Genomic DNA, 18,552 nt, shown 5'->3' with positions numbered 1-18,552 from the left:
AATATTAGCTATTGTTTAATTATTGGAAATTTTGCAGGTAAACAGATGTTAATTTTTGTAAGAGGGATGCTGATAGTTTCCCTGTTTATTATGAGCCACGCTTTTGCACAAAAGCGCGTTTTTAATATCTACCATGACTCTGACTATTCAAATCATGCCGAATCCGCCAATGCGATGAAAATGGGCTTTTTAACTGCGCTGTCGCAATACGAAAACGAGTTTAACAACATAGAATTTAACTTTATTGAAAAAGATCATCGCGGCAACAGTAATCGCAGTTTACTGCATATGAAGCAGTTTTTGGCAGACCCAAATGCTCTGTTTATGTTGGGCGGCTTACATTCGCCACCTTATATTAAGTACAAACAGTTTATTAGTAAAAATGAAGTGTTGCTGTTAGTACCATGGGCCGCAGGTGGGCCAATTACTCGCCATGCAGAGCCTACAAATTGGGTTTTTCGTGTGTCGGTTGATGACACTAAAGCTGGGTATCGCATCGTAAGCTTTGCGCGTGACCAATTAGGATGTGAGCAGCCACACATGCTGCTTGAGCAAACGCCTTGGGGCAAGTCTAACCACACTACCATGCGAAAGGCGCTAGGCAGCGAAAATGATAGTGCTGTAACCTGGTTTAGTTGGAATACAAAACTTAATCAAGCGAAAATAATGCTGCGAGATATTAGCTCGACGCGCGCAGAGTGTATTTTGTTTGTTGGTAATGCAGTAGAGGGCAAACAATTTGTTGATGCCATGGCGGCGCTACCGGCTGACCAACGCGTGCCAATAGTGAGCCATTGGGGGATCACTGGCGGCGACTTTTTTAGCTATGTAAAACAACATCTAGCCACTGACGTTAAACTAAACTTTATTCAAACGTGTTTCGCTATCGAACCACAAGACCAATCACCACTTGCAAAACAGGCCGCTGTTACAGCCACTAAGTTGTTTTCAAATACATTTACTGGGTTAGAAAACTTATCGGCGCCAGCTGGATTTATTCATAGCTTTGATTTAGCAAAAATATTTTTAACTGCGTTTGCTAATGTTAAACCTGAGGGCGATATTAGCGATATTCGTTTATCTCTGCGCGATGAATTGGAGCGTATCAAAACTCCTGTTGTAGGCTTGGTCAAAACATATCAACCACCGTTTTCCCAATGGAGTTCTACTCAGCCTGATGCCCATGAAGCGTTAGGACTTGAAAACTTATGTATGGCTGAATACAAAGCGAATGGTGGTATTCGTGTGTTTAATAATATAGAGCGCTAAATGGCGAATAATAAATTAACTACAAAGCTATCAGCTAATAGTGCGTTTTTATCTTTTGTGGTGCTAAGCCTGTTACTGTCGGTATTAGTGAGCGCAGTATTTGTCGGTTTCACCACTGATAAAAATATGCGGCAATATGAGATTAATAACGCCAAGACCGAAGCTAAATTAAGCGCAAGTTACATTCAACAGTTTGCAGAAACACGATTACAGCTACTGCGTGACTTGGCTAAGCAACCGATATTAGTGAATGGTGTTATGGGCTCAGATGTGTCTGCTGCATCTTTGTCAGATTATTTAGATGATTATCATTTAGTCGGTAAAAAGCATCCAATTTGGCTTGTGAATATCGCCAGTGAACTTGTTTATAGTAATAGCGAAGTAGAGCCACCAGATTTAAACGCCCCTTGGCTTGCACAACTGTTGAGTGAAAACGTTGCACACGTAGTGACTTTAAATACGTTGCAAGGTGGTGATCATTTCTTAATTGCGGTACCTATAAAGTATAACGGTTTTACCGAAGGGGTAATGATTGTTGAATTCCGCTATTCCCTCGCTGAACTTTTTCAAGATGTAATAAACAGTGAGAATTATGGCGTTACGCTTAATGGTAAATGGTTAGACTTCTCAAGTTTAAAGAATAATACCGAATACTTATCGGTTGCTACGCTGGCACTTGGAAACACCGGACTTACGCTCAATTATCATTTAAATATGCAACTTATTGAGCAACGTGTGATGGCGGTGATTATTAAAATTGCATCGTCAATTTTGCTAAGCCTTTTAGTGGCTTGGATAGTACTTTATCTTGTTGGCCATAAATTATTGCTCGATCCTTATCGGCGTTTAGCCGCTTCTGAGCGCGCAATTAAACTCAGTGAAGAACGTTATAAAGTGGCCGTTGCGGGAAGTAACGATGGTTTGTGGGACTGGGATATAAAAGCCGGAACGGTTTATTATGCGCCGCGCTATAAAGAGCTATTAGGCTACTCGGCAGACGATGAAGCGTTTCCCAATACCTTTGCGAGTTTTGAAAATGCCCTGCACCCCGATGATAAAGAACGCGTTAATACAGCAATCGAACAACATTTAAAAGACAGGCAGCTTTACGATATTGAATACCGTTTGCGTACAAAAAGTGGGGAGTACCGGTTTTATCGTGCAAGAGGTACCGCAATTTGGGATGAAAATGGCAATGCCACGCGTATGGCGGGGTCGCTTACCGACGTAACAGAACGCATTGAAATAAATAAAGCGCTGGAATTAGCAAAACACCAAGCAGAAAATGCCAATAAAGCGAAAAGTGAATTTTTGGCGTCAATGAGTCACGAAATCCGAACACCAATGAATGGGGTGTTGGGTATGCTTAATTTACTGCTAACAAGTGAGCTATCAAAAGAGCAATTGCACCGAGTAAACGTGGCAATTAGCAGTGCAAATGCATTATTAAATTTGCTAAATGATATTTTGGATTTTTCAAAAATTGATGCAGGTAAACTCGAACTTGAGTCAATTGAGTTTGATTTACGTACTTTGCTTGGCGAATTTGCAGAGGCCGCAGCGATTCAAGCCCATCAAAAAAGCCTTGAATTGATACTTGATATTACTAAGGTCAATGCACAAACCGTAATGGGCGACCCGAACCGCCTTCGTCAAATATTATACAATTTAGTAGGTAATGCGATTAAGTTTACCGCACACGGTGAAGTCGTGATAAAAGCGGCGTTAGAACTAACGGGCTCTGATAAATATATTTTAAATTGTGAGGTTAATGACACTGGCATAGGTATTTCTGCGCAGCAGCAATCCAAACTTTTTAAAACATTCTCTCAGGTAGATGCCTCTACAACACGTAAATACGGTGGCACCGGGTTAGGTTTGGCAATCGTTAAGCAGTTGTGTGAACTGATGGGTGGCAGTATTGAGGTGAATAGTCTCGAGGGCAAGGGAAGCAGCTTCAAATTTAGTTTAGTGCTTGGTTGTAGCAGTGGGACTAAAGCCAGTATTCCATCGATTGATATTAGTAAATTACATATTTTGATTGTTGACGACAATAAAACAAATTTAGATGTTTTACGTAGCCAGTTTGAGTTTTGGGGAGCACGTGTAACAGAAGCACTTTCAGCAGATGAAGCGATGTTGGCGTGTAAATCCTACTTTGAAACTCACCAATGTTGCTTTGATATTGCGTTTTTGGATATGCAAATGCCGAATGTTGATGGTGCGCAATTAGGTAAAGCGATTAAACAGCATCCAGATTTTCATGCAACAAAATTGGTGATGATGACCTCAATGAACCATCAAGGCGATGCATCTTATTTCGCAGAGCTTGGTTTTGCGGGCTATTTTCCGAAACCCGCGACCACCTCAGACTTACTCGATGCGTTATCAATAGTGGTTGAAGGTGGCGATGCACTTGAACAAGCAACACCTTTAGTAACCCGCCATTATATTCAAACGCTACAAACTCACGCGACAAATGAGCAGGTTAAATGGGCGAAAAATATTAAACTATTGCTTGCCGAAGATAACCAAGTAAATCAAATTGTTGCCAAAAGCACCTTGGCTAAATTAGGTTTAACGGACATAAAAATTGCCTCAAATGGGCAAGAAGCATTAACTATATTAAACGAAAGCGAAGACAGCTTTACTGCAATTTTGATGGATTGCCAAATGCCAGAACTCGACGGCTATGATGCCACCAAGGCGATTCGAAATGGTAAGGCAGGAAAACACAACACACGCATTCCAATTATCGCAATGACAGCAAATGCAATGGTTGGCGATCGCGAAAAGTGTATTGCAGCCGGCATGGATGATTACATTACTAAACCAATTGTTGAAGCCAATCTTAAAACTAAACTGCGCGCGTGGCTGCCAGAGGAAAAACAAAGCTGAATCTTGAACGCCTAACAGATTCAAGCTAGATAGTTGATATGGCTTTACTTGAATAGCTAAGTGATTTGAGGCATTTTCATTAACCAAGTTGTACGCTAATCATGAATTATTTAGAAAAAGGTTTCTATGAATAAAGGAAATACGCCATATAAAGTACTAGTGGTATGCATGGGTAATATTTGTCGCTCGCCCACTGGGGAGGCTGTGTTAAAGGCAAAAGCGACTTTACATGGTGTTGATATTGAAATCGATTCTGCAGGGACCATTGCTTATCATGCTGGAGAGCGCTCGGATCCGCGTTCACGTGCTGCCGGTGAAGCAAGAGGTTATGATTTTTCATCAATTCGCGCGAGACAAGTGACGGCTAATGATTTTGAATACTTCGATGAAATTTTGTGTGCCGACAAACAGAATTTATCCGACTTGAAGGCTGTTTGCCCGCCTCAATATCACGGCAAGTTAAAGCTATTTTTAAGTTATGGCGATATGGGAGTTAATGAAATACCCGACCCTTACTATGGTGGTGAGCAAGGGTTCGAACGGGTATTAGATCTAATAGAAAATGCCAGTGAACATTTCGTTTTGCAGCATTAACAACTTGGTTTTGTTGCAGGTTACGATAAGATAAATCGTGCGTCATGCCGCTTTGATTCATCGACACGTATGTGTTCATCATGACGAGCAACAATACTGTGTGGCGCTGCTAAGCCTAAGCCCACACCACCAAAATCGCGTTTTCTACTAAAGTCTAAGCGGGCAAAAGGTGGGAAAATGCGTGTAATATCGTCATTTAAGAACACTGAATGGGCATCTTCAGTTGAAAGTTTCCATATCGCTTTTGCTTTGCTCGATGTGATGGATAAGTTGCTCGTGTAGCTTCGCTAAGTAACATATTCCGAGCATTGTCCAGCCAATGAGCAACGTGCGCTGGTGCTCAATCACAGAGAATATAACCTGTATTTCTAACGGTTTTTATTAGCTGCTCATCAGGTGCCACGACGGCGAGTTTTTTTCTTATTCGGCTTATTCTTAGGTCAATTGAACGGTCGATACCGTCATATTCGATACGGAATATTTTACGGTGCAAATCCTCACGCGAAATTACTTTCCCTCTATGATTTGCCAAAATCTCAAGTAAATCAAACTCTGCAGTGGTGAGCTCCACCGTTGTGCCATTAATAAACACGATCCGTTTACGTATATCTATCACAAAGCCTGTACTACTGACGGTCGTGTCTTTGCGGATTGTTGCTTTTCGTAATTGTGCTCGAATATGTGCGAGTAATAAGCGCGGCTGTACCGGTTTACACAGGTAATCGTCTGCGCCTAACTCAAGCCCTGTCACTTCGTCTATATCGTCACCGAGCGCTGTTAGCATCATTATAACACCGTGAAATGTAGGTCGAATTTGGCGACATAACGTAAGTCCATCTATTTCAGGCATCATTAAATCAAGAATGATAAGGTCAGGTTTAAATGCATCAATTGCGTGTTGTGTATGTAATGCATTATTTAGCACATTAACATCGTAGCCATTACGCGTTAAAAATTGACTTATTAAACTTGCCAGTGAGGCGTCGTCATCAATCAATAGAATTTTTTGCAAAGACAAACTCCCAATTGACGTAAAATGAGTTATACAATTTTGCGTTCGTTAACGTATCGTGCAAAGCTAATGTTAGCTCAATCAGTGTACCCATGCTGCGACTTTCACCGGATATGCAATAACTCACTAATGATGGCGAATATTGAGCTCAAAGTAATCAGCTGAGATATCCCAACTTGTTACTTTGATAATGACTGCGTTGTTGCTGGCATGAAAGCAATGCAGTGGTTTCATAATCGCCAATGAAGATTTAAAGGCGAAGAACCAATATTTAATACTTATTATAAAAAAGAGAAGCAACCAGCTTCTCTTTTAAACAACAAGGAAGATTAACGAACAACTACCGCTAATTCTACGTCTTTAAATGTTTCGTACGCGTGCAATTTCAATGTCCAAACCCCTGACTCTGGGAACTGTATGAGAATATGTTCATCATTCCCTTCCATTGCAGAGTAGAATTTCTCACCTTGTTTATCTTCACCATGAAGTACTAAATCTACGTCGCCTTCACCACCGCGAGTGTCGATCCAAAGTAGTTTAGCATCTTCTGGTACTTCAATCTCAAAGGCAACAAACTGGTCTGACTCAGCATTCAAATCAGTAAGTAATTGGCCTACTGATTCGCCCGGGCTTTCAGGCTCTCCTGGCTCTTGCTCGCCTTCACCAATACCTGTGTGGTTGTCTGGGTTGGTTATAACATCATCAAACCATGCATTAAAACTAGTTACACGAGCGTAGACACCGTATTTATTTGGTAATGCACAACCGTCGCCCCAGCTTACAACACCCACTTGCAATGGGCCGTTACTACCTGCGATTACAAGTGGACCACCACTATCGCCTTGGCACGAATCTTTTCCACCGGTTGCAAAACCAGCGCAAATTTCTGTCGCTGCGATTTTACCGTTATATGCAGCTTCACTATTACACACTTCGTTGCTGACAAGCGGTACTTTTACTTTAAGTAGTTGAGTTGATACATCACCTCCGCTTGCAGTTGCCCCCCAGCCAGACACGATCGCTTCTGTGCCTGATTGAATTTGGTCTGCGTCAGCATCTGTTGCAAGTGTTAAATATTCTATATCGGTAACAGGTGATGCAAGTTTGATCAGGGCAACGTCTGTCGATTTACCGGCAAGGTATTCTGGGTGAATGTAAATATTCTCAATATTCACGCTTAGCCCTTGGTCGCTTACTTGGTCAATAAAGTTATAGCGAATTGACATATTACCAAGTTCAGACTTTTTGACTGATTCTACACAGTGAGCTGCGGTAAGCACCCAGTCCTTGTTGATAATCGATGCGCCACAAAAGTGTTGCTGATTAAATTGCATTGATGCCATCCAAGGGCGCTCTCCGAGAGGTGTCGGCTCGCCACCGACAATGCGAACGGAATCCATTGTTTGTTTTAGTTTAAACGGAAGTTCCTGAGCAACAAGAACATTTGTCATGCCAGTTAAGGCGATTACTGAAAGTAGTGTTTTCATTTTCTTAACTCCTGTTAATGGGTTGTTATTAATTTACTGCCCTTGTACCTAAATGTTTATTGCTTTTACGTGTCGATTTGTAGTGTTATGTATTGAAGTGTTTGATAGTCGTATTTGTAATGTTAATTAGATAACTTAGATGAGTGTTGATGATAGGTTGGCGCGGGTTTTGTGCTTGTTGAATATTAAAAAAATGTGCTTGCTCGTATATCGAATTTTTTGATAATTCAAATAAAATCAAGGTGGGTAGTAATATCTTGAATTACTGAGTTAATTTTATTGTTCAATTGGCTTGTAATCTACTTAACTATGGTGCACTCAACATCCCTGTTAAAACACCCAAGCGTACTACCAATCATGTTTAAATATGTGAGTTTATTAGTTATATTTTGTCGGCGATATTGTTTTGCTGATCATGTATGTTTTTGCATCAATAGTGTGTGGTTTAATAACAATTTAATTATTTTACTTATGGTTGAATCCAAATAATGGGTTGGACATTTAACCAAATTAAAGGGTAATTACACAATTTCGACCTGCGTTTTTTGCACGATAAACCGCGACATCAGCCTTTTTAATCGTATCTTCAATAGAATGTTCTAACGCCATTTCTGCAACACCAAAACTAGCGGTAAGTTTTATAATGCGTTGTTCGTGCTGAATTACCATATTTTCAATAGTTACTCTCAGCCTTTCAGCGAGTTGGCTTGCTTGTTGCTCGCCAGTGTAGGGCAAAATAATAATAAATTCCTCCCCGCCGTATCGACATAAACAATCTTCCAAACGCAATTGCTTTTGACACGTTCGAGCAAATTGTGAAAGTACGATGTCGCCGGCTTTGTGGCCAAATTCGTCGTTAATATGCTTAAAATGATCTAGGTCGATCATGATAAGTGAAAGCGGCGTTTGCATGCGGTATTGCGAGTTTTTAGCACTTTGCACGCGTTCATTAAAATAGCGTCTGTTTTTGAGGCCTGTTAGCGCATCAACAAACACCAGTTCGCTTAGTTTGTTTTGTAATTTTAGTGTTTCAAGCGCCATAAGTCGCCGACTGCAGCTATCAGCCAGTGATTCGGCATATACAATATCTTCGTTACTCCAGCAGTGAGGGCTTTTTGTTTTACAGCTGATCACCCCTTGCGCTTTACCATTGTGAAAAATAACCGTGTCTAATATTGTGTTAGCCACGTTATCAGACTGATCATTATGGGTACTTTGCAGCTGGTGGTTTGCCATAATGGTTTCACCTTTGAACATGCGTTCAAAGTAGTCTGGGTGTTGTGCGATATCTAAATTGGGTATTGTTTGCACATCAATTTCGCAACTGCTTGCAACGCAATGTAAATATTCTGCCGAATCAATGTCATTGATTAGCCAAACAGTTATTTGATCGACACATAAAAAGTGACAGCCTTCAGATAGTAAATCGGTTAATAAACTATTTAAATTTGATGCTTCATTAATCGTTAATGAGCTAACGCGACGCAGTCGCTGTCTTGCTTGTTGGGGGGTAAGCATATACATCCGCCTCTTTAAACCTGTACCTCCCTGCACCTTAGTGTTTTCCTTTACTACTATAGTAGTGGTTTTACCTGTGATGCTTTTGATATAGCGCAATAATTTTTAGGGTCTGTTGATCTTTGATGTTCTATTTTTGTTCTCTTTGAACGTGCTTTTATCGCGGCGCTCGATGTGTGGCCTAGCAATCTAAGCGAATATCGAGCAAAGCTTCCGCGTCCTGCTCACGCCCCTTACCTACATCCATGTAGGCAACAATGAGAAAAGTGCGCTCAAAAGAACCGTTCGGCAGCGCTTGATTGGCTTTTCTACTGTGTTATCGGCTGACTCACATAGAATAACTATGTCACGCAGCCTCTGCCTTGTATAAAACCCAATCAAACTGCTGCAAAAACGAACTTGAAAGGTCAACAGACCCTAGATTTTCGGTACGCAAAATTCAACAGATTTCATGTTATTGGGTAATAACTCACGATAGTATTCTGCTGCGACTTACCCTAATATACGCTTAGTTTTTATTTATGGAGAAAATTAAGGTTATGTCACAGCACAAAGATACGCTGAGAGACTATGCAATGACCTTTTTAAAAGGTGCTGGAATGGGCGCGGCTGATGTGGTTCCCGGTGTTTCAGGGGGAACTATCGCATTTATTACCGGCATATACGAACGCTTGTTAAGCGCAATACGTAGCGTTAACTTAACTGCGTTTAAGGTGTTAAAGGAAAATGGAATAAAAGCATTATGGCAACATATTGATGGTAATTTTTTGGTTGCTGTTTTTGGTGGTTTAGCATTAAGTGCACTTTCTTTGGCGAAAGTAATCACCTATTTATTAGCTAATCATCAAACGTTTGTTTGGTCTTTCTTTTTCGGATTAATTATCGCGTCTTTCCTACATATCGCAAAACAGCTTGAGAATTGGGATATAAAAACCGTTATTGCATGCATTATCGGAACCTTAATTGCCTTTACGATTACTTCGCTGGCGCCAGCAGAGGCCAATGCAAGCTGGTGGTATTATTTTGTCGCAGGGGCAATTGCCATTTGCGCGATGATCTTACCTGGTATTTCTGGCAGTTTTATTTTGTTGTTGTTAGGTATGTACGGCCATGTATTAAGCGCGGTTACTTCCTTTGATTTACCGCTAATCGGTTTATTTTTAGCGGGTTGTGTTGTTGGCTTAATGACATTTTCGCACTTTTTAGGCTGGTTGTTAGCACGTTTTAGAGATGTAACCTTTGCGTTATTGGCTGGTTTTTTATTTGGCTCACTAAATTTATTGTGGCCTTGGAAACAAGTGGTAACGACTTATACCAATTCAAAAGGTATTGAAAAGCCACTTAGCCAAACGAACATCGGGCCGGAAACATACCACACACTGACGGGGCAAGATCCGCAAACTTTAATTTGTTTTGCGTTGGCAATGGCTGGGTTGGGCTTAATTTTAGCGATTGAGAAGTTAACAGCAGATAAGCCAAAAGGCTAGATTAATTAACTGATTTTAATATTAAAACCCGAGATGCATTCTCGGGTTTTTTATTGCGTAAAATTTGCTTTGAATAAAATGTGTGCGAATTTGATTTTTTATGGTACAAAGTGATTGTACATAAAATAACCGTAAGTGAAGTGTTATGTGTCGTAGAAATAAATTAATTATGCGCGTGGTATTAAGTGAGTTGATGACATCTCACCCAAAGCCAATTAAGCGCCATGAATTAGTTCTGTCTGGAGTGGCAGATAGCGATGTTGATACGGTAATCGAATATTTAACGCAAGAAAATTACATTCATTATGATGACCAAGGTCAGCTAATATTAAACGATGATTTTGAGTCTATTACGTAACTTGAACTTAGGTTACTTAATTTAATTATGTAAAACAAAAAGCCCGAAATAATTTTCGGGCTTTTTAGTTTTTTAAGTACGTAAATTAGAATGTATAACGTGCTTCAAAACGCAGGTAACGAGCACCTAAACGTGATGATGTCATACCCCAGTTAGGATTCACTTCTTGCCCGTTTTCACCGTCACGCGCATGCTCTTGTACAACAGCTGTTTGCGTATCAAAGTTAAACACGTTAAATGCTGTTGCTTTTAACTCAAGTGGGTTACCGGCAACTGAAATATTGTAAGCTAGGCTTAAATCAAACTCTTTTAGCCAATCTGTTTCGCCAAATGTGCCACGTGGAGCAGGGTTACCATCAGCATCATAGAATGATACATGGTCATAGCCACGGCTATTACATTCACTCCACACTGAGCTAGCTGCGCAGCTATCAATGCCTTCTGGGTGACGTGAGAATCGGCTAATTGGTACACCTGACGTAACACGTGCGTTAAAGCCAAGCACAAGATTTTCAGTAATGTTGTAATAACCATTTACTTTAAATGAATGACGACGGTCATTTGGCAAGTTACCGCTTGAATGGTCCATTAAATCAGCGTAGTCATAAGAGGTAGTCCAACCTGGATCCGCTTGACCGTTATCGGTACGTACAAGGCCTTCGGTGTTACCCCAGCTGTGTGACCAAGTGTATGATGCGTTGTAATGGAAATCGTTGCCAATATTGCCTTTTAAGGTATTTTCAATTGCGCCATATTTACGTTTAGGGTCCGGTAGTGCTATGTACTCTGCTGGAATAACAATGCGCTCGGCCACACCGTCGCCATTTGTATCGTAGAAAATATCAAGGTCAGTACCCGGGTTATTCAAGATATAAGCGTAACCAGGATCGCTGTCGATACCGTTTTCTGCAAACCATTTGCGCATTACAGGGCCGTAGTTGGTGTCTTCAATTGATTTCTTTAAGTCGCGATAAATACCGCGTACACCATAAACTAAATCACCGTCTAAAAACTCACCCTGATAACCAATTGTAATTTCATCAGAATACATGGCTTCTAGGTCTTGGCTCACAATCATACCTGTGTTGATCTCACCAGTTTGTACAACATCTTCACCTAAAAATGCACCTGTACTTGGTGAGCCATCAGCGAGTAGTATTGGTTCGCCGTTTGCATCTAAATCACCGAGTTCATAGTAGTAATGAATATCACGGCGTTGGCCACCTTGCGTGATGTTCATGTTTGCCGATACTGGCTGGTAGTAGCGTCCAAATGTGGCATAAACTTTTGACGTGCCTTCACCTAAATCATAAATCGCTTGCAGGCGAGGGGCGATTTGGTCGTCAACATCTACGTACTTTTCACCCGTAGAAACCGTGTTATAAACGCTTGAGTAACGTAGGCCTAAGTTTAAGGTTAGTTGATCGGTAACCATCCACGTATCTTGGATGTAGAATGCGGTTGAGTTGACCTCTGAATTAGTGAAGTCGGTTCTTACACGTTGATCAATAAATGCTTCGCCCGCAGGGTGCCCAACTGGGTTACCTTCCCACGCGTAAAGTACTTCCCACCAACCAGCGCGATCACCAACACCATTTGGGCTGTTTTCGTAATCAACATCAATATTTACGTAATCAAAACCAATCTTGATATCATGGTCGTCGAGTGTCCAGCTAAAGTCAGCGCGGAACTGATCGCGAATAAACTCACTTTCAGTAATTGATGATGCTGACTCTTGTGAGATTTTGTTCCAGCTACCTGAGAGTTGGGACCACACGAGTGGATCTGAGCTGGTTGCTGAGTTATACGTTTTATCTACAGTGCGACCAGCAACCAATTCAATCGACATATCGTCATTGAGAATACCTGAATATGTTAAGCCATAAATATCGCCACCTGTACGGGACTTATAATCACTTAGGAACTCGCCAATGGTTTCTGTTTGCCAATCGTTTGCGTAAGTTTTACCTTTGCCTTTGTTAGTAAAGCCAATGGCTGTCGCAGTAATTGAGTGATCGTCGGTAATAAACCAGTCAACAGTAGCAAGGTAACGATCTGATGTATTTTCACCGATATCTATAGTGTTGTTTTTGCCGTTTTCGTAATCATTCTTTTGCGGCGCATAAACACCATAAAAGAATAAGGTATCTTCAATTAAAGCGCCGCCTGCCGAGATTGAGTAGCGGGTAAACGTGCTTTCGTCTTGCGCTGTATTTGAGAAGTAATTGCCTTCTCTATCGATTAAATTGTCGTGATGTGAACGCGTAAAGTCTGGGTCGATACGAGCGTATGCTTCGAATTCCCACTCATTACTACCTGATTTTGATACGGCATTTACAATACCACCTAAAGCGCCACCAAATTTAGGGTCAATGCCGCCTGTCATAACTTCGGTTTGCGCAACACCTTCCCACGGTAAACCAATAGAGCCAATACCGGTTTTGATATTGGTAATATTAATACCATTTAAATAATAGGCATTTTCAGCAGACGAACTTCCGCCAATGCTTGATGCACCAAATTCACCGTTACTTACAACACCTGGTGTCAGTAAAGCGATTGCCTCAAACCCTGTTTCCACAGGTAAACGTTCTAGTTCAGCTTTTGTTACAACGATACCACCGGTAGAAGATTCCATATTAACGCGAGCAATGCTGCTACCGGTAATTTCTATGGTTTCCATATCAGTGCCGACAGAATACATTGTATTGTTAAATACAACTGATCCACCTACAGTCACCAGAAGATCTTGCTCGATGATCTGTTCATAACCATTTTTTTCAATGGTCATAGTGTATTCACCAACAGGTAGTTTGCGTAGGGTATAACTGCCGTCTTCGTTGGTTGTGATAGTACGTGTTACACCTTTTGTTTTATGTTTTAGTGTAACCGTAGCGTTTTCTAGTACTTGCTGCTGCGCATTTGACACAACACCTTTCACAGTGCCGTTGAAGGTATCATTTGCAAACGTTGGTGCGCTTATTGCGATTGCGCCGGAAACGGCAAGGGCGCATGCCGAACGTTTAAGTAAGTTGCTTGTTTTTATCATTGTTGCATATCCTGAATTGTTGTGAAGGTATAATGTATACATTATGTAAATAGATGTAACACGGATATGCTTAGCCTGTAAAGATTGTATACATTATATTTTGTTTTGATTTACATTTACGCACGAAATGAAACTCTGTTGAATAATTTAAAATTCAAAAAATACAAAAGGTTATGTATTTTTAATGATGTGCTTGCGGGTGAAATTTAAACAATAATAATTTATCTAATTAGCGGCACTACAAGATTGTCGATGTAAAAAATGTGTTTAAGAATGCCAACATTAGTCAATTGGATATGTTAAGTATTGAGAATAAATTTAGGCAATGTACATAAAAACAGAGCTTTTCTTTTTAGCAAAAAACAGACTATTTTGATTTTGTTTTATGGCATACATGGCTGGTGTTTTATCAAGACATCGCGCCTTACACGTATGTCTATCTGCAAGGCATTGCTAATTTTACTTTGTTAACGCGTAAAACGTTTATGTTCTGATAAATGCATACAGTAACAGTGTTGTATTATATCGAAATACAAACAACATATAAAAATGCGAAGCATAAAATTAACACCAAACACCAAGTTAAATTCGTCTTATATTTTTGGTGTTTGAATGGTGAGGCTTATTTTGAGGTTGAACGTTAATTTGTATGGAAAGGGAATATTAAAGGCTTGATTACAGTACTACTTAAGGCATTTAGCGCAATGTGATTTCAGGAAAATTGGTATCTTGGTAATTTAAAAGTTCGAAAGAGCTTGTAGTAAATAGCCTGATTAGTCTTTATGTAACTCAAACAGTTGGTCGAGAGAATAAATCGCTAATGGTGACGTTTGATTAAGTGACACGTCGAGCATTTTTGTTGCTACTTGTGATGCTGTTATCGGTTTAAAACGCTTTAGAAAAGCAAACTTACATAGTGTAGGTAATATTAAACTTGCCATATATTCGCCAAGGCGAAATGTATCTCGATTCCCCAAAAGCAATGACGGTTGTAAAATACTAATATGGTTAAAAGGTAGCGCCTTTATTTTTGTTTCTAGTTCGCCCTTCATTTTGAGATATGCGCTCACACTTTTACTATTAGCACCACTAGAAGACACTAAAATATAGCGACCAACGCCATTTTCCGCTGCAATTTTTGCTACTGTATATTGATAATCAACATCGACAATACGTTGTGCGTTAATTGAACCTGCTTGTCGCTTTGTTGTTCCCAAACAAGAAAATAACATATCACCGTTTATCAATGTGTGATGTTGCACTAGCTCGTCAAAATTTATTCTATGACAGGTTATTTTGGCATGATGGAACTCAACATTTCGCCTTACCAGTATATTTATGTGCTTAATTTGATCACATTCAATTAATTGCTTTACTAGTTTGCTACCAACAAGGCCTGTTGCACCAATCACTGTTACGTTATACGCCATATATCTTTCTCAATTTTTATCTTATTAATTTAATTGCGGTCGGTCTTTGTTTTAACTTAGTCGATCAACAATCTAACCCGGCCATTAACCTCTTTTTAATTTAAAAACGTTTTGGCTTGAAACTTAATACACGCCAGCTGCTAAATATTGGTTACTACAACGCGTATTGCTAACAGAATAAACGCAATAGCAAGCATATTGTTAATGGTTTTGCCGTATCGTAATAATTCAAATTTTTGATTTGCATGACTAGTGATAAGGCTGACCAAGCAATACCACAGTGTGTCGATCACTAAAACAGTGATGCACATAATAGCGGCTGAACTAATCGTTATGCTATCTGGGTCAATAAATTGTGAAAATAGCGCCAAAAAGAAAATGGCGAGTTTTGGGTTTAAAAATGCAATGGCAAAGCCATCTTGCGCTGCAGCTAAATTCCCTGTATTTGCATTATTAGCGATCTCAAAATGATTTGTTTTTTGTCGCAGAATATTAACTGCGAGATAAACTAAATAAGCGGCGCCAGAAAATAAAATTACCTTATACGCAATAGGAAATTCATGGATAAAACCCGCTAATCCAACAACCGCAAGTGTTGCGTAAATGCCAACTCCAACGCCATGGGCGACGCTTGCAATCAGACCTTGTTTTAAGCCGCGTGTCATGGAATGGGATAACACCACCGCTAAACTAGGTCCTGGGGACATAGCACCGATTGCACAAACACCAACAAGACTCATCCAAAGTGCAAAATCCATAATTGTTCCTTTTCTTCGCCGTTATGTTTACTGGTGTTGCAAATTCAACATACGTGTTTGTTTAGACCGTGCAAAAGTTAAATTCGACGATTTAATCACAATCGGCTTCATACAATAACGTAACCCATTCAGGGTGGTCGATAAAGGGATTGCGATTTGCCTGAAAAGTATAAATTATCGTATTTCTGTTTATTTCAAAACTATCAACTGGGTCAGCAAAATGCCATTGCAATAACGTGCATAAATCGCCTATCTGGCCAACGCCGTCTTCGATTTTGCTGCGTGCAGTATCGTGATGGGTTACAACTTGTAAATCTGGCATATCATGGTGCGAACCATTTTCATACATCACATCCATGTAAAAAATCATGCGCGCAATATCGCCTTTAACCCCGTTATGTGGCTCAAAAGACTGTGATTTATACTTTTTATTCCAGGGGGCTTCTTTAATAGGCATGCCCCCATTAAAAAAATCATTATCACTGCGCTGAGTATTGAGTGACACATCGGCGGGTTTTATGTGATGAACATCTGTATAGCCTTGTTGCGAGCGCTTGGGGAAGCCATGACTTTTTGGCCAAATATGTTCTCGGTTCCAATAATCTTGATTACGACTAAATTTACCGGTGCCATTATGTTGTTTTGAAATCGAGGTGTTTTTATAAATTAACCGAATATTTTCGCGATTATTTGGCTCTTCATCGCTGTAGGTAAGTACCGACCATACTTCTTTATATTTAAGGGGGTGAAATTCGCGATTGATGTCTTTGTGAATAGCGTGCTTGAGCCGGTGTGGCTCTGCGCTAAGCGCTCGGTAACTGTCGCGGTAATATATATTTGCGTCAAATAAACTCGCGTCTTTAACGGTCTCGACAATAGGGCAATGAGTACACGGAGCATTCGATTTGGCGACTACGGAGTTAACACTCAAATATAAAACAAGCAAAAACAAACAAGGTTTTAACATTACGCGCATTTATTATTATTTTTTTAGGCCGCTAAATTGTACCTAGTTTATTGATAATTATGCAATCAAAAGCTCTGTGCTTAGTCAAATCACCAGATTTACGCTAGTTTATCTGTTTAAAAACCGCACTAAATATAAGTGTATGACTTAATTGATATTGTTGCTCAATTTTTGGTACCTTAGAGTGTGAGAAACACGCAAAGTAAGATATACTTAAGCTATATACACGCTATTGTTTCATGCCCGTACACACTAGTGTGGCGATTAATTATGTCGCGCAGGTAAATAATTCCAAGCAAACTGACATTAGGTGACCAATGACGGCTGAATTAAAGAAGCGAATCGCTATTTTAGAAAGGATGTTAGATAACGTGGGTGCTTGTATTTTTAGTAAAGATTTAGATGGACGATATACCTATGTTAATCAAGCCGTATTAAATGTGTTTGATTTAAATGAAGAAGATGTGCTCGGAAAAGACGATAGTCACTTTTTCAACTTAGCGAAGTCTCAAGAGGTCATTGAAAATGACCGCGCCGTAATGCAAACAGGCAAAGTGCTGGAAAAAGAAGAAACGAATTTTGTAAAGCCTTTTAATAAAGAAGTAACCTACCACATTGTAAAAAAGCCAATTTATGATGAAGATTCAAATATTATCGGCTTATTTGGCATTGCCAATGATGTGAGTGAACAGCGTGAATTAGAAAGCAAAGTACATGAACAAAACCAACTGCTTGATATTGTATTAGATAATGTAGCAGCACATATTTATATGAAAGACGATGCCCGTGAGTTTATGTATGTTAACGCTAAAGTAGCGTCGTTGTTCGGCTTGCCGGTGTCGCAAATTATCGGTGCGAAAGAACAAGATATTTTGCCCGAAGAAATGGCTGCACATTTCCATCAAAGTGATTCAGAGTTATTTGCCAGCGGCAAAAAACAAACAATTGAAGAAACCGTTACGGATGAAAGTGGTAATACGCGCCACTATTTAAGTGTAAAAGTACCCTTTGAACAACAAGGGCGCCGTTCACTAATCGGCTTTTCAACCGAAGTGACAGAACTTTATGAGCTCAAAGAGCAATTTCGTAAACAAGCAAATACCGATTATTTGACTGGGCTGTATAACCGCCGTTATTTTGTTGAAGTTGCCGAGCGGGAATTTAAGCAAGCAGTGCGTAGTGGCGAGCCACTTGCGTTAATGTCACTTGATATCGACCATTTTAAGCGCATAAATGATAAGTTTGGTCATCCAGCAGGTGATGAAGTGCTAAAAACACTGGCAAAAAACCTGATTGGAAATTTACGTGAAGAAGATGTTTTGGCGCGTATCGGCGGTGAGGAGTTCGCGATTATTTTGCCACATACGAGTTTTGAACAAGCCAGTAAGGTAGCCGAGCGCATTCGTGATTATCAGTCATGTCATGCCATTGCTACGGAGCAAGACGACGTGTTGGCAAAAGTGAGTATCGGCTTAGTGATGCGAGAACACGACGATGATACTTTCGATAGTATGTTTAAACGTGTTGATAAGGCACTTTATCAAGCTAAAGAGCAAGGACGAAACCGAGTAGTCGCGCACGTAAGTTAAGCTACTGCACGTTACTCATTTTAAAACAGAGTATTTTACAGCCCGTTGTTAGTTAAAAGCCGCGAAATAGCGGCTTTTTTATTTCTGTTCGCGTTAGTTCGAATAGTACATCGAGAATAGATGAAGTCACTAACCG

The 18,552-nt window shown here is 40.1% G+C and carries 14 protein-coding genes; 6 read left to right on the top strand and 8 right to left on the bottom strand.

The features are described 5' to 3' along the window. The first annotated feature begins 45 nt into the window (after nt 1–45). From PSPO_RS19285 to PSPO_RS19275, 3 genes are all read left to right on the top strand, one after another. Nucleotides 46–1,269, top strand: a complete 1,224-nt coding sequence (locus PSPO_RS19285) for an ABC transporter substrate-binding protein (RefSeq protein WP_010558894.1) — start codon at nt 46–48, stop codon at nt 1,267–1,269. After that, the gene (locus PSPO_RS19280; protein WP_010558895.1) at nt 1,270–4,167 is read left to right on the top strand and encodes a PAS domain-containing hybrid sensor histidine kinase/response regulator; all 2,898 of its coding nucleotides are present in this window, start codon (nt 1,270–1,272) and stop codon (nt 4,165–4,167) included. It begins immediately after the preceding gene. 126 nt (nt 4,168–4,293) lie between these two features. Then, nucleotides 4,294–4,761: a low molecular weight protein-tyrosine-phosphatase gene (locus PSPO_RS19275; protein ID WP_010558896.1), complete on the top strand. Its 468-nt coding sequence runs from the start codon at nt 4,294–4,296 to the stop codon at nt 4,759–4,761. A 20-nt stretch (nt 4,762–4,781) separates the two neighbouring features. Here PSPO_RS19275 and PSPO_RS19270 read toward each other — a convergent pair whose 3' ends face one another. The 4 genes from PSPO_RS19270 to PSPO_RS19255 form a co-directional block, all read right to left on the bottom strand. Continuing rightward, nucleotides 4,782–5,000 (bottom strand): ATP-binding protein, encoded by a 219-nt coding sequence (locus PSPO_RS19270; RefSeq protein WP_338050367.1) that lies wholly within the window; start codon nt 4,998–5,000, stop codon nt 4,782–4,784. A 101-nt stretch (nt 5,001–5,101) separates the two neighbouring features. After that, entirely contained in the window at nt 5,102–5,773 is a 672-nt protein-coding gene (locus tag PSPO_RS19265) for a response regulator transcription factor (RefSeq protein WP_010558898.1), read from the bottom strand. Nucleotides 5,774–6,102: 329 nt separating this feature from the next. Further along, complete coding sequence (locus tag PSPO_RS19260) at nt 6,103–7,260, bottom strand: trypsin-like serine protease (RefSeq protein WP_010558899.1); 1,158 nt, start codon at nt 7,258–7,260, stop codon at nt 6,103–6,105. Nucleotides 7,261–7,770: 510 nt separating this feature from the next. Further along, the gene (locus tag PSPO_RS19255; RefSeq protein ID WP_021033083.1) at nt 7,771–8,778 is read right to left on the bottom strand and encodes a sensor domain-containing diguanylate cyclase; all 1,008 of its coding nucleotides are present in this window, start codon (nt 8,776–8,778) and stop codon (nt 7,771–7,773) included. A 539-nt stretch (nt 8,779–9,317) separates the two neighbouring features. On the opposite strand from PSPO_RS19255, the gene PSPO_RS19250 reads away from it, so the two are divergent. Together PSPO_RS19250 and PSPO_RS19245 are read left to right on the top strand one after the other, a co-directional pair. Continuing rightward, nucleotides 9,318–10,265, top strand: coding sequence for a polyprenyl-phosphate transporter (locus PSPO_RS19250; RefSeq protein WP_010558901.1), 948 nt, complete (start codon nt 9,318–9,320; stop codon nt 10,263–10,265). 145 nt (nt 10,266–10,410) lie between these two features. Continuing rightward, nucleotides 10,411–10,623, top strand: a complete 213-nt coding sequence (locus PSPO_RS19245; protein WP_010558902.1) for a hypothetical protein — start codon at nt 10,411–10,413, stop codon at nt 10,621–10,623. An 85-nt stretch (nt 10,624–10,708) separates the two neighbouring features. Here PSPO_RS19245 and PSPO_RS19240 read toward each other — a convergent pair whose 3' ends face one another. The 4 genes from PSPO_RS19240 to PSPO_RS19225 all read right to left on the bottom strand — a co-directional run bounded on the left by PSPO_RS19240 (nt 10,709) and on the right by PSPO_RS19225 (nt 16,827). Then, nucleotides 10,709–13,672 (bottom strand): TonB-dependent receptor, encoded by a 2,964-nt coding sequence (locus PSPO_RS19240; RefSeq protein ID WP_010558903.1) that lies wholly within the window; start codon nt 13,670–13,672, stop codon nt 10,709–10,711. Nucleotides 13,673–14,445: 773 nt separating this feature from the next. Next, complete coding sequence (locus PSPO_RS19235) at nt 14,446–15,102, bottom strand: NAD(P)H-binding protein (protein WP_010558904.1); 657 nt, start codon at nt 15,100–15,102, stop codon at nt 14,446–14,448. 140 nt (nt 15,103–15,242) lie between these two features. Then, a complete protein-coding gene (locus PSPO_RS19230; RefSeq protein ID WP_010558905.1) occupies nt 15,243–15,860 on the bottom strand; it encodes a LysE family translocator in 618 nt (205 codons plus the stop codon). A 91-nt stretch (nt 15,861–15,951) separates the two neighbouring features. Then, nucleotides 15,952–16,827, bottom strand: coding sequence for an endonuclease I family protein (locus tag PSPO_RS19225; protein ID WP_158523470.1), 876 nt, complete (start codon nt 16,825–16,827; stop codon nt 15,952–15,954). 317 nt (nt 16,828–17,144) lie between these two features. On the opposite strand from PSPO_RS19225, the gene PSPO_RS19220 reads away from it, so the two are divergent. Next, nucleotides 17,145–18,416 (top strand): sensor domain-containing diguanylate cyclase, encoded by a 1,272-nt coding sequence (locus PSPO_RS19220; protein ID WP_010558907.1) that lies wholly within the window; start codon nt 17,145–17,147, stop codon nt 18,414–18,416. Nucleotides 18,417–18,552: the final 136 nt, after the last annotated feature.

It is taken from the genome of Pseudoalteromonas spongiae UST010723-006 (assembly GCF_000238255.3).
In the GTDB taxonomy this organism is placed as follows: Bacteria; Pseudomonadota; Gammaproteobacteria; order Enterobacterales; family Alteromonadaceae; genus Pseudoalteromonas; species Pseudoalteromonas spongiae.
The sequence above is the reverse complement of the archived record's forward strand: the minus strand, read 5'-3'. Positions and strand labels throughout refer to the sequence as shown.

Excerpts from the sequence above, each read along its gene's own strand:
- PSPO_RS19285 (WP_010558894.1), top strand. The coding sequence starts at position 46 with ATGTTAATTTTTGTAAGAGGGATGCTGATAGTTTCCCTGTTTATTATG.
- PSPO_RS19280 (WP_010558895.1), top strand. The coding sequence starts at position 1,270 with ATGGCGAATAATAAATTAACTACAAAGCTATCAGCTAATAGTGCGTTT.
- PSPO_RS19275 (WP_010558896.1), top strand. The coding sequence starts at position 4,294 with ATGAATAAAGGAAATACGCCATATAAAGTACTAGTGGTATGCATGGGT.
- PSPO_RS19260 (WP_010558899.1), bottom strand. The coding sequence starts at position 7,260 with ATGAAAACACTACTTTCAGTAATCGCCTTAACTGGCATGACAAATGTT.
- PSPO_RS19255 (WP_021033083.1), bottom strand. The coding sequence starts at position 8,778 with ATGCTTACCCCCCAACAAGCAAGACAGCGACTGCGTCGCGTTAGCTCA.
- PSPO_RS19250 (WP_010558901.1), top strand. The coding sequence starts at position 9,318 with ATGTCACAGCACAAAGATACGCTGAGAGACTATGCAATGACCTTTTTA.
- PSPO_RS19245 (WP_010558902.1), top strand. The coding sequence starts at position 10,411 with ATGTGTCGTAGAAATAAATTAATTATGCGCGTGGTATTAAGTGAGTTG.
- PSPO_RS19240 (WP_010558903.1), bottom strand. The coding sequence starts at position 13,672 with ATGATAAAAACAAGCAACTTACTTAAACGTTCGGCATGCGCCCTTGCC.
- PSPO_RS19235 (WP_010558904.1), bottom strand. The coding sequence starts at position 15,102 with ATGGCGTATAACGTAACAGTGATTGGTGCAACAGGCCTTGTTGGTAGC.
- PSPO_RS19230 (WP_010558905.1), bottom strand. The coding sequence starts at position 15,860 with ATGGATTTTGCACTTTGGATGAGTCTTGTTGGTGTTTGTGCAATCGGT.
- PSPO_RS19225 (WP_158523470.1), bottom strand. The coding sequence starts at position 16,827 with ATGTTAAAACCTTGTTTGTTTTTGCTTGTTTTATATTTGAGTGTTAAC.
- PSPO_RS19220 (WP_010558907.1), top strand. The coding sequence starts at position 17,145 with ATGACGGCTGAATTAAAGAAGCGAATCGCTATTTTAGAAAGGATGTTA.